Here is a 13985-nt window from a genome sequence, read left to right on the forward strand (position 1 = left end):
GATATCATGGATATGTCATTTCATGCTACAACGATCTGTGCTGTTCGTCATAATGGTAAGGCAGCAATCGCAGGAGATGGTCAGGTGACCATGGGCCAAAGTGTTGTGATGAAGAATACAGCCAAGAAGGTAAGACGTTTGTACCGCGGACAGGTTGTTGCTGGCTTTGCTGGTTCTGTGGCGGATGCGATCACCCTGTTTGAGAAATTCGAAGGTAAGCTGGAGGAGCACCATGGTAACTTGCAGCGTGCCGCGGTAGAGCTTGCCAAGGATTGGCGTCAGGATCGGATCTTGCGTAAGCTTGAGGCGCTCTTGATTGTGATGGACAAATCAGGTATGCTGCTCATTTCAGGCGGCGGGGAGATTATCGAACCGGATGATGACGTTATTGCTATCGGATCAGGTGGAAACTTTGCCTTATCTGCTGCGCGTGCGTTGAAACGTCATGCAGTAAACCTGGAAGCGAAAGATATTGCGCGTGAATCGCTTCAGATTGCATCGGAGTTATGTGTATATACCAATAGTAATATTATTGTAGAAGAGTTATAAGCCAAAGAAATCTCCCGTAGTGGAGCATGATTCTGTAATCTGCTCCAGGACGTCTAGGGGATTCTTTGTCCTTGTTAGGAAAAATAAATTCAACATACTGGTAGGAGGGAAGCAATATGAATACTCAAGCGTTAACACCGAGACAGATTGTTGCAGAGCTTGACAAGTATATTGTAGGTCAAAAGAAAGCTAAAAAATCGGTAGCGGTAGCTCTTCGTAATCGTTATCGGCGTAGCCTTTTGCCTGAGCACACTCAGGACGACATTGTGCCTAAAAATATCTTGATGATTGGACCTACCGGTGTGGGTAAAACGGAAATCGCTCGTCGCCTCGCTAAACTGGTAGGTGCGCCATTTGTGAAAGTGGAAGCTACCAAGTTCACGGAAGTAGGTTACGTTGGCCGTGACGTTGAATCGATGGTGCGTGATCTGATTGAGACATCATTGCGGATGGTGAAGTTGGAGCGGACTGAAAAAGTGAAGGACAAAGCTGAAGAAGCCGCCAATGAGCGAATTGTACATATTTTGGCTCCTTCACAGTCCAAGTCCAAGAGTCAGCGTAATCCCTTTGAGATGATCTTTGGTAATAATGGCAACAACGTTCAGGAACAGGATGAGCCAGAACCGGATACTGGGGTTGCCGAACGCCGCCGTAAGATCAAGTTTGATCTGTTGTCCGGCAAGTTGGAGGATGACATCATTGAGATTGATGTCGAAGACACTGCGCCTAACATGATGGACATGTTTGCTGGACAAGGTAATGATCAGATGGGCATGAATATGCAGGAGATGTTTGGCAGCCTCTTACCTCGTCGTACGAAAAAGCGCAAGCTCGCTATTAAAGAAGCGCGCAAAGTGTTGACCCAGGAAGAAGCAGGCAAATTGATCGATATGGATGATGTTACACAAGAATCCATTCGTCGAGCAGAGCAGACAGGTATCATTTTCATAGATGAAATTGACAAGGTTGCCAGTCAAGGGCGCGGTAGTGGTCCTGATGTATCCCGTGAGGGTGTGCAACGTGACATATTGCCTATCGTAGAGGGCTCTACAGTAATGACGAAATATGGCCCTGTCAAAACGGATTATATCCTGTTTATGGCAGCTGGCGCATTCCATGTCGCCAAACCCTCTGATCTCATTCCCGAGCTTCAGGGACGCTTCCCAATTCGTGTGGAACTAAGCAGTCTAACACTGGAGGAGTTTGTATCCATTCTGACTGAACCCCAAAATGCACTGACCAAGCAGTATGTTGATCTGTTGCGGACAGAGAATATTGAGATTGAGTTCTCGGATGAGGCCATTCGCGAGATTGCCAAATTGGCTGAATCCGTCAATCAAAATACAGAAAATATAGGCGCTCGTCGATTGCATACGATTCTTGAAAAGCTTTTGGAGGATTTATCCTTTGAGGCACCTGAGCTTACACTGGAACGTATGGTTATCACTCCTGAGTATGTCCGGGAGAAATTAAATGATATTGCGCTTGATCGTGATTTGAGTCAGTATATCCTGTAACATGGGACTAGCAACGTAGTTGTTAAAATGATGTTATAAATGAACGGTATGCAAGAGAGTAGAGAACATTTGTGTGATCGACAAAGGGAAGCAATCCTTTAGCGATTCATAGAGGCCCTCTTACTTGACGCATATCGTTTATTTTTGTTTCCATCTAAAGGATTTTGAAGTTACAACCGATAAAAGATGTGTGGTTGTTATACGGATCGACAAAACCTAGGACTTGTGCCGCATGTATACGAAGTTAAAACCTATCGGAGTGATAATTATTCTTCGTTTCAATACCCAACGATTCCCATTAAAAGGATTTTCCTTATTCCAAGTCTGGTCATCGGTTTAGTCGATAGATTGGTAAATGTTGCGTAAATGCGCAAAATTATGAATTGTAGAAAAGTGTGAAGCCACTAATTGTTTTCTTAAAATTAAAATATAGAGACTCTACTTAATTGTTAAGAAAGTGTTGTGTAGGAAGGACGAGTTTTCTTCATTCTTGAAAGATAATTTGTCAATTGATTAATATACAGCTTTGTATGTATACCTATCGTATTGTCCATAAACCCTTAGTATAACAGCAAAAAATTCTAACATTATCAACTATGAAATATTCGGAAATATACATAATTACGGGCGTTGTAAGCTCATGTTGAGACTTGAAAGTTTTTTTTTATTTTAAGAATGTTTAAGAACAATAAGGGAGAGTATTAACATACTTTTGTTTTGGGCCCGAACATTTACGAAAAAATTCATAATTTGCAGAAAATACACAAAAAGCCCCGTCTTTCAGAAAAGATAGGGCTTTTTTCTTATTGTAATATATCCCAAACTCGAAGAAACTTATGTTATACGACAACATCAGAGTTAATTCTACTTAAGTCCTAGAAAACCGTGTAAAGACGAATGTTTTTGTCGAAAAAACATAAGAATTTTCAAGGGAAAAGATTCAATCTTTTTCCATTACTTCTAAAGAGAGGAGGGGGATTGTGAATCTTTTAAACGATATCAGCTTTAAAAGATTGCAAGGTGCACTCGATGCGTCCAATATCAGACAACGAACGATTGCTGACAACATCGCGAACGCCGATACCCCGTATTTCAAGCGCTCGAACGTTTCTTTTGAAGAAATGTTGCAAGGGCAAATGAATGGAGATATGCCTGTTCTTAAGGGTAAAGTAACTGATGCAAGGCATTTTGTCATAGGTCCTTCCTCTTCCGTACCAACGCCAGTAGTTAATATGGACCAGTCAACTTCCATGAATAACAACGAAAACAATGTCGATATAGACAGGGAAATGAGTCTTCTGGCGGAGAATCAGTTGCGTTATAACGCTTATATTCAGCAAGTGAACGAACAAATTAAAATCATGCGTGTTGGCGTGGAAGGGAGATAACCTAAATTGAACATTAGTAATAGTTTTAGTATCAGTAGCTCAGCGCTGACAGCCCAACGGTTGCGGATGGACGTTATATCTTCCAACATTGCCAACGCAGAGACGACGCGCGCGAGCGTATCCAATGGTGAAGCGGTCCCTTACAAACGTAAAATGGTTGTGCTTGAGCCGAATAAAACGTCATTTGGTACGATGCTGCAAAATCAGATGAGAGGTAGCGGTTCAGGAGATGGCGTAAGAGTAACGGAGATTCGCGAGGATCAGTCACCTTTGAAGCCTGTGTATGACCCTTCTCATCCGGATGCAAACGCAGAAGGATATGTATTTATGCCTAATGTGGATATTGCGAAAGAAATGGTTGACATGATTTCTGCCTCGCGTTCCTATGAAGCAAACGTAACAGCACTGAATTCAACCAAAGCGATGATCTCCAAAGCTTTGGAGATTGGAAGATAATCTGCTTTGAGATGAAAATAAGAAAAATACAAACCAGGGATGAAGGGGAGGGACATTAATGATTCAGAACAACATGTTTAGCACACAGGGGATACAACCGCTACAGATGAAGAGTGCAACCGAAAGTAAGCCTTCTACACCAGCCGAAACCATTCAGAGCTTCGGTACATACTTACAGAATGCATTAGGGTCCGTTGCAGCACAGGAGGCTCAATCGCATGAAATGTCGAATCAATTTTTGGTCGGCAAAGCGAATGTGGATCAGGTGATGATTGCTTCAGAACAGGCCTTGTTAAGCCTACAACTCACAACTCAAGTCCGAAACAAAGTGGTCGAAGCATACCAGGAAGTTATGCGAACGCAGTTATAAAATAACCTACTTGCGCTTCGATAATAGCGCTGATCATTACAACAAAGCAGCTGCGATGCTGCTCCTGATCGTCAACCTATGAAACGGCTGGGGTTGAGTAAGGACAGACTAAGCAAAGTTTCGGATGGGGTGACAGAGTGAATGAGAGAATTGCCCAGTACAGGGATAAGGCATCCCAGTATTGGAATAGTTTTAGCAAAAAGCAAAAAGTATTATTTATTTCCACCTTCCTGTTTCTGATTTTGGCTGCAGTTGTACTCACGATGCAATTGTCAAAAACGGAATATGAAGTTGCTTTTACAGATTTGAATGCAAGTGATTCAGCGGGCGTAATCAGTTATCTCGATTCATCTAGCATTCCATACAAATTAAGTTCAGATGGCAAGACCATATCTGTACCGAGTACAAGTGTTGCAATTGCAAAGGTGAACGTTGGATCTCAAGGGATTATTCAGAATGGTTCATTAGGATATAAGTCATTCGAGGAGTCATCATCCCCCATCGGGATGACGGATAAAGAGTTTGATGTAAAGTACAACAACGCTATAAACGGAGAAGTTGAACAGTTACTTCAGCGGATGCAAGGGATACAGGATGCTAAAGTACTGGTTAATATGCCGAAAGATAACATCTTTGCTGGTTTAGAAGAACAAGACAAAGCATCAGCATCGGTAGCTCTCCAATTCAAACCGGGTTATCACCCAAATCAGGCAGCGGTAGATGGATACTTTAACTTGGTCAAAACTGCAATTCCTAATCTGCCTGTTGAGAATATCACGATTACAAACACAGATGAAGCAGAATTGATTCCAACTGCCCGAGGTGGCAGTGGCGGGTTGTCTTCCGAAGTTCAAGAGAACATGGCACTACAGAAAAAGTTTGAAAACGATGTCCGTAATAACGTGAAGCAATTCCTTTCCCAGATTGTAGGCGAAGACAAAGTTAATGTTTTGGTAGCCTCCAAGCTTAATTTTGACAAAGAAACACGTAAGGAAAATCTGGTCACACCTGTTGATGTAGATAATATGAAAGGCATCGAGATCAGTGTGCAGGAGATTCAAAAGAGCTACACTGGCGCAAGCAATCCCACAGGTGGTGTTGCTGGCACAGGACAAGAGGAAGTTCCGGGTTACCCATCATCTGATGCAGCCGGTAACTCTACCTCTGAAGAATCATCAAGTACTATAAACTACGATGTTAATCGAATCGCCAAGGATATCATTTCCAGTCCGTATACTGTAAAAGACTTAACCATTAATGTTGCAGTTGAACCACCGAATGGAGAAACAGAATTACAGGGACCGGTTCAGGACGCAATTGAGAACATTTTGGTTAACATTGTTCGTGCTTCACTGGCAGACTCAGGCACTATAATAAGTGACGCCGATCTGACAAAGAAAGTTTCAGTCATGTCACAAGGATTCCAGTCTGCCTCTGCAGACAATACAGGTTTCCAGCTTTCCTCAACGATGATGTGGGGTGGAGGCGCACTCATAGCGGCATTGATCGCAGCGGTAGTTATTTTGTTAGTACGCCGTCGCCGCAAACAAAACGAAGTCGAAGAAGAAGAGATTCCTCTTCCAATAGCAACAGAGTTCCCGTCCATTACGCTGGACAGTGTAACGAACGAAAGTCAGGTGCGCAAACAATTGGAGAGTTTGGCCAAGAAAAAGCCAGACGAATTCGTCAATCTGCTGCGTACATGGCTGGCTGACGAATAGAGGTGAACGCATTGGCGAAGGCAAGCAGTCAAGGTTTGACTGGAAGACAAAAAGCAGCAATTTTGTTGATTACATTAGGTCCGGAAGTATCGGCTCAGATCTTCAAACATCTGCGTGACGAGGAGATTGAGCAACTGACGTTGGAGATTGCCAACGTTCGCAAGGTTGATTCTTCCGAAAAGGACATGATCATGGCCGAGTTTCACCAGATCTGTCTGGCGCAGGAATATATCTCTCAGGGCGGTATCAATTATGCGAGAGAAATCCTGGAGAAAGCTCTGGGTTCTTCAAAAGCACTTGAAGTCATTAACCGTTTGACAGCTACGCTGCAAGTCAGACCGTTTGACTTTGCACGCAAAGCGGATCCGAACCAAATTTTGAACTTTATTCAGAATGAAAGCCCGCAAACGATTGCCCTGGTTCTGTCTTACCTGCAATTCGAACAGGCAGCAGCGATTCTATCATCCTTGCCACAAGAGAAACAGGCAGATGTCGCTCGCCGGGTGGCTGTTATGGATAGTACTTCGCCGGAAGTCATCTCTCAAGTGGAGCGGGTTCTGGAACAGAAACTATCTTCTACCGTAACGCAGGATTACACGAATGCGGGTGGTATTGAATCGATCGTTCAGATTCTGAACGGAGTCGATCGGGGTACAGAGCGTACCATTTTGGACTCGCTCGAGATTCAGGATCCTGAGCTTGCAGAGGAAATCAAAAAACGCATGTTTGTATTCGAAGATATCGTCAATGTGGATGATCGTTCGATTCAGCGCATTATTCGGGATATCGACAACGCAGATTTGCAGCTGGCACTCAAAGTGGCAAGCGAAGAAGTTCGGGATGCCGTGTTCCGGAATATGTCGAAACGGATGTCCGAGACATTCAAAGAAGAGATGGAATTCATGGGACCTGTGCGATTGCGTGATGTTGAGGAAGCTCAGACACGTATCGTAGGAACGATACGCAGATTGGAAGAAGCCGGTGAGATCATTATCGCACGCGGTGGAGGAGATGATATCATTGTCTAATTTGATTAAGTCTTTCCAGTATGTACCCGTTGATGACCGTAAAAAACTTGAAAATCATCATCATTATGGTGGTGCTGAGGAGTCAGAAACGGAATTATACGGTGATAGTGCTGAAGATTCTGAAGCAGAAACGCTTCAAGCACGCGTGGACGAAGAAACACAACGTCTTACCGCAGAGATGCTGGAAGATGCCAAGGAGTTTGCAGAAAAGCAAGTACGTGAAGCTTCAGAAGAGGCAGAGCGCATGCTTCAAGAGGCCCGTGAACAGATCGACAGCTGGTGGCAGGAACAACGACAACAGGATGAACATCTGACTGAAGCGCTTCGTTCACAAGGTTTCCAACAGGGTTTTGAAGAAGGCAAAGTACAAGCTGAACTGGATCTCCAGGTGCAGATCGAAAAGATGATGATTGAAGCCCAGGAAGTGCTCAAGGAAGCTTATGTAGCTAAAGATCAGATCATTCAGGAAGCCGAACCGTTCCTCGTGGAACTCGCTTGCGGGATCGCTGAGAAGGTCATTGATAAGCAACTTACCATTGAACCCGATCATACATTGGAACTGATTCGTCAGAGTTTGTCACGTAAACGGGAGCAGGGTTTGATCACACTCTGTGTGGCACCTGATCAGTTTTCATTTGTACAGGCAGCTCGTGAAGAATTATCTCTGTCCATTGACTCTCAGGCAGAATTGCAGATTTTGCCTGATTCAACGGTCAAAGATAAGGGTTGTGTCATTCGTTCTTCGTTCGGAAGTGTAGATGCGAGAATTGATACACAGCTTGCTGAGATAAAAAAAGAACTGGTCCGCATAGCACTTGAGGATGAGGAGCGAAAAAATCAACATGAAGGTTCTTAGTTCACAGCGATATATGGAACATTTGCGCCAATTCGATCCTGTTCGTATTAACGGCAAAGTTACTCAGGTCATTGGTCTTATGGTGGAGTCAGAAGGGCCAGATGCAAGTATCGGTGACGTATGTTATATCTATCCTGGTAAATCGGCCAAACCTCTACAAGCCGAAGTTGTTGGGTTTCGAGATAACAAAGTGCTGCTTATGCCACTGGGTGAACTTCAATCCATTGGTCCTGGTTGCGATGTAGTAGGTACGGGTAAACCACTCGGCGTTCAGGTAGGCTCCGAATTGCTCGGTAAAGTGCTGGACGGACTTGGGCAGCCGCTAGACGGTTCCCTTCTCCCATCCAGAATGCCGATGTATTCTACCTCCAATACTCCGGTTAATCCAATGGATCGTCCACGTGTACTTGAAACGATGGGTGTTGGTGTAAGAGCTATCGACGGATTGTTGACCGTAGGTAAGGGACAGCGTGTAGGTATTTTTGCCGGTTCTGGTGTTGGTAAGAGTACGTTGATGGGCATGATCGCTCGGAATACGGCAGCAGATGTCAATGTCATCGCGCTTGTAGGTGAGCGTGGACGTGAGGTTCGCGACTTTATCGAACGGGATCTGGGTCCAGAAGGACTGGAACGCTCCGTAGTCATTGTTGCAACTTCAGATCAGCCTGCCCTGATTCGGATTAAGGGAGCAGTTATTGCGACCACTATTGCAGAGTATTTCCGAGATCGTGGAATGAATGTGATGCTCATGATGGATTCGGTAACCCGATATGCGATGGCACAAAGGGAAGTGGGTCTGGCCGTAGGTGAACCTCCGGCAATGAGAGGATATACGCCATCGGTTTTTGCAAGTTTGCCCAAACTGCTTGAACGGGCGGGTACAGGACCTACCGGTTCGATTACAGCCTTTTACACCGTTCTGGTCGATGGGGATGACATGAATGAACCGATCGCGGATGCGGTAAGGGGTATTCTGGATGGACACATTGTGTTAAATCGATCCATTGCAAATAAGGGTCATTTTCCAGCGATTGATGTGCTAGCCAGCATAAGCCGTGTTATGAAGGATATTGCTCCGGAAGAGCAGTTGGAAGCCGTTAATAATATGAAACGTTTGATGGCTGTGTACAAAGAATCGGAAGATTTGATCAATATTGGAGCTTACCAGCGGGGATCAAATGCAGCCATAGATGAATCGATAGACCAGATTGATAGTATATGGAACTTTACCAAGCAGAAAGTCGACGAGAAAGTCACTTTAAGTGAAGTACAGGAACGTTTGATTCTTGAATTTGCAAGGAGATGAATGGGTAAACGATGAAATTTCGATATCATTTCCAGAAAGTTGTTGACCTGAAGAGTAATGAAAAAACACAGGCAGAGTGGATGTTATCCACAGCGATCGGTAAACTTCAGACGGAGGAAGAACATCTGATACAACTTCTTAATGATAGAAGTAATCTGATCGGCATTATCCAATCTGCTACGGAAAATACAGCGTCTGTAAACAGTCTGCAGGAGATGCAGCGTTATGTACATCACCTTGACGAGTGCATTTCACGCAAAAACAGTGATGTTAAACATGCTCAGGTCAATGTGCAACGGAATCAGACGTTTCTGAACGGTAAGATGGTTGATGAAAAAGTATGGCTTGGAGCGAGAGACAAGGCAAAAATCAAATTTCAGCAGGAGATGCTCCTCCGGGAACAGAACGATCTGGACGAGATGGCTACTGTACGCTTCGCTGCCAAAGCCGGACGCGCGAATTGATGTGAGCCGGACGCGAAGTTGTCTCGTGAAGGAGGAATGAACGATGGCTGTTAAAGATGATAGCGACATGGAAAAAGAGTCGGGAGGCGGTTGGGAAAAATTTCTCATGATTTCAATCCCGATTGTATTCACCGTAGTATTGCTAGGTGTACTACTAACGCTATTTAATGTAGATATTCGTAATAATTTGTTTGAATTCGCCAATAAGATACCGGTAGTCAAGGAATGGGTACCTGATCCTGTATTGGATCCGGAGAAGGAGAAGCTGGAGAAGAGCGAGCAGCAGGTTGAAAGTGCTGAAGCCACAATCGAAAAGCTGAAATCCCAAGTAACCGCCAAAGAAACAGAGCTCAAGGCAGCACAGGAAGCAACAACAACCGAAGCAAAGAAGGCCAGGGACCTTCAGAAGAAGTTGGATGATGCGGAAAAAGCGGCTGAAACGGCTACAGCAGCAACGCCCGAAACGGAATCTGATTATCAGAAACAAATCAAGGATTTGGCTAAAATGTATGCTGACATGAGCCCAAGCAAAGCAGCACCGATTTTGCAAAATATGACGAATGAGGAAATGGTATTGTTGTTGAATGCCATGCAGTCATCTGCTCGGACCAAGGTGCTTGAAAAGATGGACCCGAAAACAGCAGCCGACGTCACTATGATGATGAAGGATGCTAAACCGTCCGGGGATCTGGCACTGGATGCGCTGCAATCCAGATTGAAGAAAGAAACCGCAGCAACTTCAACTGCATCCACAACCACTAGCAAAAACCTGGATAAAAACCAGCTTAGTCAAACATTTGCTTCGATGTCTGCTTCAAGTGGTGCCAAGCTATTATTGGAAACATACAAGTTAAGTCCTGACAAAACATTGACCATCCTGAATTCAGTAGATGATGCAACACGCTCTCAATTGCTTGAGAACATGTCTTCAGAGGACTCGGTTGAAACTGCAAAAATTTTGAACAGATTAATGGGTAACAAGTAGAGTTGATTACACTGTATAACCGAGAGGAGGTGAAAATAAATGTCGATTGTATATCAAATGGCATCCACAGCATCTGCAAAAGCAACGGGAGCAGGTCAGACGACTGGAGCACAATCGAAAGGTTCAGCTGCAGGTGCTATCGGTGAATTTCTCCAAACTCTTGCACAATCGTTATCTGGAGGAAACACAGAAGGTGATAGTTCAAGCGCTACTGGAAGTTTAACTGCCAATCCGTTGGTGATTTCCTTTGCTACAAGTGAAGAAGGAGAAGCGGCATCAATCACGGCTGTACTGAATTCGTTGTTCACGGACTTGGATGTGCTTGACGAAGCTTTGGAAAATGACCCAGCTCTGCTTGCAGGTTTGCAAACTCTGATCCAACAGATGTATACACAATTAAGTAATCCTTCAGGTACTAATGCAGAAGGTTCCGACGAGTCTTCGAACGGAGCGGAAAGCATAAAAACAGTACCCGCAATTGAATTGTCGCAGCATCCGGCAGCAGTACGTTTTGTTCTGCAAGATATGCTTACACAATTAGTAGCTGGAATGAATGATCCTGAGAGTAACGTTGCGAAGAACGCTCCTGAATTCAAACATTTGTTACAATCTCTGCAGAGTCAGCTTCAAGAGGCTGGAGTGGATACCACTAGTAACAAAGGATGGACTGAACTGAAATCCATACTGGATACATTGACTGCAGTTAAGGATCAGACTGCACAGGTCGCTCCAAGTACTTCGCTTCAAACATCCAAACAGGATTCGGTCGTACCACAAGTTCTTGTTGCGGCAGTGGCGAATTCTGGAACCCAGGTGAAAGCTGAGGCTGAGACAACATCTGCTTCAAATGCAGGTGGAGAAGTGGAACACTCAACCATCATTACTGCAGGAGAGCTGTCCTTGCGTTCATCAGGTACAACAGTAGGAAAACCGGCTGAACCTGTAATGCAAACATCACAGTTTGCCAAGGAAATGACACAGTTTGTTGTTAACAAGCTGGATATTGTCCAGCAAAAAGGATTTTCCGAGGCAACCATCTCACTTCGGCCTGAGCATCTAGGTAAATTGGATGTTCAAATTACCTTGCAGAACGGGCAGTTGGTTGCACGGTTTATGACTGAGCATACGATGGCTAAAGACATGCTTGAACAACAAATGACGCAGCTGCGTTCTTCACTTCAAGCCCAGGGAATTCAAGTGGAACGACTTGAGGTTACCCAGAACAGTTCAATCGGATCACAGATGTATCAGGACGGAGGCCGTCAGCCGGGAAGTAACTCTCAACAACAACGCCGTTCGCGTGAGCGTGAGGAACAATCGGATGATGCTATAGCTACAGCAGGGGTTCAAGAAGAATTGCGTAACTGGCGTAGCGAGCAAGTCGAAGGAAATGAATTACAGAGAGATACGTTTAGTGCTAAGGCTTAAACAGAAATGAGGTGAGCATATGGCTAATGAAATTGTCTCAACGAATAATACCTGGCCGAACTATTCGGCAGCCAATAAAGCAACCACAAGTGCTGCAACAAAAGAATTGGGTAAAGATCAGTTTCTAAAAATCCTGATTACCCAGTTGCAAAATCAAGACCCGATGCAGCCGATGGAGGATAAGGAATTTATCGCTCAAATGGCACAGTTCAGCTCCGTGGAACAATTGGTCAATATTTCTACGCAGCTTAAAACATTGAACCAGTCCCTTGGTGCTGTATCCGGCATGATTGGCATGGAGGTAAGTTGGCTTTCTTCTAATAAAGATGATAACGGAACTCTTCGTCAGGGTATTGTAGATTCCATCATTGTAAGAGATAGCGTCCAATACGCAAAAGTAGGCAACGACGAGATTAAGCTGGATGAGATCATTCAGGTGAATTATCCAAAACAGGCAGAAGAGAGCCAAACTCGGGTACAGAACGTTCAGGATGTAACCCCTGAAACGAACGAGAGCCAGGAAGTTGAATCATCTGCTGAAACGGGTGATACGGAAGATAGCGGGAAAACGATATGAGTGATCGCATAACGGTTGGACAATTATACGCAGGCCCGATTACACCGAATATGCTTCAAAGACCCAAAACGGGAGAAGCTTCGGCTATACCCGAAAAACCTTTTGCAAAGGTGCTGGAAGATAATCTTCTGAAATTGAGCAATCATGCTGCCAAACGATTGGAACAGCGTGGTATTGAACTCAAGACTGAGCAAATGGAACAGATTGGTTCTGCTTTGGACAAAGCTGCTGCCAAAGGAGCCAAAGAGTCGTTGATTTTAATGCAGGATATGGCTTTTATCGTCAATGTCAAAAATCGTACTGTGGTTACAGCTATGGATAGTGAGAGCATGAAGGATAATGTGTTCACTCAGATTGATAGTGCCGTAATCATTTCTTAACCGGCTGGCCCTTCTCGGGAGCCGGAATGCCGCTGACCGACTGATGCGGTAACCAAATGAAGACTGGGAGGATTTTTAAAAATGATAAAATCAATGTACTCAGGCGTTTCCGGGATGCGGGGTTTCCAAACAAAACTCGACGTAATTGGTAACAATATTGCGAACGTAAACACGGTTGGCTTCAAAGGCAGTCGGGTTATGTTCAAAGATATTATGAGCCAAACAACGGCAGGGGTAACTGCCCCTGGCGATGCAAGTGGTGGTGTCAATGCGAAACAAATCGGTCTTGGTGTAACGGTAGGTTCAATTGATACGCTGCATCTGGCAGGTAGCCCAATGACAACGAATAATCCAACAGATCTTCGGATTAATGGAGATGGATTCTTCTTGGTACGTTTGAGTGAAGATCAGGAAGTACCTTACCTGACTCGTGCGGGGGATTTTCATGTGGATGCTGCACGTAACCTTTTGACATCGGATGGATTGTTTGTTCTGGATAACGGTGGCGGAAATATTACCATTCCAGATGACGTCGTTTCCTTTACGATTGGTCAGGATGGAACGATTAACCAGACCATGGCAGACGGAACTATCGAAGCGGGAGCACAACTTGGTATCGGAAAAGTGGTCAATCCAGAAGGTCTTGAGAAAATTGGGGGCAACTTGTACCGTATGACAGCAAACGCGAATCCGGATGGGGCACTGGAACCATTGACAGCGAACAGTGCTGAGGACGGAACGGGAGCAATCATTGCTGGACAGCTCGAAATGTCTAATGTGGATCTGACCGGTGAATTTACTGAGATGATCGTAGCTCAGCGTGGATTCCAGGCCAACTCCCGGATCATTACAACGTCGGATGAAATACTTCAGGAAGTTGTTAACCTGAAACGTTAATAGCTGATTAATGAATTTTTAAAACGTGGGGGAGCTTGCTCCTCCCACTCTGATCAAGGGGGC

Annotated in this window: 15 protein-coding genes; all 15 read left to right on the forward strand. The window is 44.6% G+C overall.

Going from position 1 to position 13985, the window contains the following annotated elements; all coding sequences use genetic code 11:
* The first annotated feature begins 6 nt into the window (after window positions 1–6).
* The 15 genes from hslV (at window position 7) to flgG (ending at window position 13922) form a co-directional block, all read left to right on the forward strand.
* Window positions 7–549 (forward strand): ATP-dependent protease subunit HslV, encoded by a 543-nt coding sequence (gene hslV / locus MHB85_RS11120; RefSeq protein ID WP_076208907.1) that lies wholly within the window; start codon window positions 7–9, stop codon window positions 547–549.
* 116 nt (window positions 550–665) lie between these two features.
* Entirely contained in the window at window positions 666–2066 is a 1401-nt protein-coding gene (gene hslU, locus MHB85_RS11125) for an ATP-dependent protease ATPase subunit HslU (RefSeq protein WP_036609375.1), read from the forward strand.
* A gap of 980 nt (window positions 2067–3046) precedes the next feature.
* Window positions 3047–3454 carry a flagellar basal body rod protein FlgB gene (gene flgB / locus MHB85_RS11130; protein WP_076208905.1) on the forward strand — a complete coding sequence of 136 codons (408 nt, stop codon included), beginning with the start codon at window positions 3047–3049 and terminating at the stop codon, window positions 3452–3454.
* 6 nt (window positions 3455–3460) lie between these two features.
* Window positions 3461–3910 carry a flagellar basal body rod protein FlgC gene (gene flgC, locus MHB85_RS11135; RefSeq protein ID WP_017689191.1) on the forward strand — a complete coding sequence of 150 codons (450 nt, stop codon included), beginning with the start codon at window positions 3461–3463 and terminating at the stop codon, window positions 3908–3910.
* A gap of 58 nt (window positions 3911–3968) precedes the next feature.
* Entirely contained in the window at window positions 3969–4280 is a 312-nt protein-coding gene (gene fliE / locus MHB85_RS11140) for a flagellar hook-basal body complex protein FliE (RefSeq protein WP_017689190.1), read from the forward strand.
* A 137-nt stretch (window positions 4281–4417) separates the two neighbouring features.
* Window positions 4418–6001 (forward strand): flagellar basal-body MS-ring/collar protein FliF, encoded by a 1584-nt coding sequence (fliF, locus tag MHB85_RS11145; protein ID WP_091017304.1) that lies wholly within the window; start codon window positions 4418–4420, stop codon window positions 5999–6001.
* Window positions 6002–6012: 11 nt separating this feature from the next.
* Entirely contained in the window at window positions 6013–7029 is a 1017-nt protein-coding gene (gene fliG / locus MHB85_RS11150; protein ID WP_047842476.1) for a flagellar motor switch protein FliG, read from the forward strand.
* A complete protein-coding gene (locus MHB85_RS11155; RefSeq protein WP_192132338.1) occupies window positions 7022–7885 on the forward strand; it encodes a FliH/SctL family protein in 864 nt (287 codons plus the stop codon). Before fliG ends, MHB85_RS11155 begins: the two co-directional genes overlap by 8 nt.
* Window positions 7872–9191, forward strand: coding sequence for a flagellar protein export ATPase FliI (fliI, locus tag MHB85_RS11160; protein WP_036609365.1), 1320 nt, complete (start codon window positions 7872–7874; stop codon window positions 9189–9191). The genes MHB85_RS11155 and fliI overlap by 14 nt, the downstream gene beginning before the upstream one ends.
* Window positions 9192–9202: 11 nt before the next feature.
* Window positions 9203–9655: a flagellar export protein FliJ gene (gene fliJ, locus MHB85_RS11165; protein ID WP_036670362.1), complete on the forward strand. Its 453-nt coding sequence runs from the start codon at window positions 9203–9205 to the stop codon at window positions 9653–9655.
* A gap of 43 nt (window positions 9656–9698) precedes the next feature.
* Window positions 9699–10640, forward strand: coding sequence for a MotE family protein (locus MHB85_RS11170; protein ID WP_192132336.1), 942 nt, complete (start codon window positions 9699–9701; stop codon window positions 10638–10640).
* 39 nt (window positions 10641–10679) lie between these two features.
* Complete coding sequence (locus MHB85_RS11175) at window positions 10680–12068, forward strand: flagellar hook-length control protein FliK (protein ID WP_192132334.1); 1389 nt, start codon at window positions 10680–10682, stop codon at window positions 12066–12068.
* A 19-nt stretch (window positions 12069–12087) separates the two neighbouring features.
* Complete coding sequence (locus MHB85_RS11180) at window positions 12088–12645, forward strand: flagellar hook capping FlgD N-terminal domain-containing protein (protein ID WP_192132332.1); 558 nt, start codon at window positions 12088–12090, stop codon at window positions 12643–12645.
* Window positions 12642–13025, forward strand: coding sequence for a TIGR02530 family flagellar biosynthesis protein (locus MHB85_RS11185; protein WP_047842481.1), 384 nt, complete (start codon window positions 12642–12644; stop codon window positions 13023–13025). Before MHB85_RS11180 ends, MHB85_RS11185 begins: the two co-directional genes overlap by 4 nt.
* 81 nt (window positions 13026–13106) lie before the next feature.
* Window positions 13107–13922 carry a flagellar basal body rod protein FlgG gene (flgG, locus tag MHB85_RS11190; RefSeq protein WP_091017297.1) on the forward strand — a complete coding sequence of 272 codons (816 nt, stop codon included), beginning with the start codon at window positions 13107–13109 and terminating at the stop codon, window positions 13920–13922.
* Window positions 13923–13985: the final 63 nt, after the last annotated feature.

The sequence above is a fragment of the Paenibacillus sp. FSL K6-4396 genome, from assembly GCF_038002525.1.
GTDB lineage: Bacteria > Bacillota > Bacilli > Paenibacillales > Paenibacillaceae > Paenibacillus > Paenibacillus amylolyticus_B.

Coding starts and splice junctions, on each gene's coding strand:
- hslV (WP_076208907.1), top strand. CDS start 7: ATGGATATGTCATTTCATGCTACAACGATCTGTGCTGTTCGTCATAAT.
- hslU (WP_036609375.1), top strand. CDS start 666: ATGAATACTCAAGCGTTAACACCGAGACAGATTGTTGCAGAGCTTGAC.
- fliE (WP_017689190.1), top strand. CDS start 3,969: ATGATTCAGAACAACATGTTTAGCACACAGGGGATACAACCGCTACAG.
- fliI (WP_036609365.1), top strand. CDS start 7,872: ATGAAGGTTCTTAGTTCACAGCGATATATGGAACATTTGCGCCAATTC.
- fliJ (WP_036670362.1), top strand. CDS start 9,203: ATGAAATTTCGATATCATTTCCAGAAAGTTGTTGACCTGAAGAGTAAT.
- MHB85_RS11170 (WP_192132336.1), top strand. CDS start 9,699: ATGGCTGTTAAAGATGATAGCGACATGGAAAAAGAGTCGGGAGGCGGT.
- MHB85_RS11175 (WP_192132334.1), top strand. CDS start 10,680: ATGTCGATTGTATATCAAATGGCATCCACAGCATCTGCAAAAGCAACG.
- MHB85_RS11180 (WP_192132332.1), top strand. CDS start 12,088: ATGGCTAATGAAATTGTCTCAACGAATAATACCTGGCCGAACTATTCG.
- MHB85_RS11185 (WP_047842481.1), top strand. CDS start 12,642: ATGAGTGATCGCATAACGGTTGGACAATTATACGCAGGCCCGATTACA.
- flgG (WP_091017297.1), top strand. CDS start 13,107: ATGATAAAATCAATGTACTCAGGCGTTTCCGGGATGCGGGGTTTCCAA.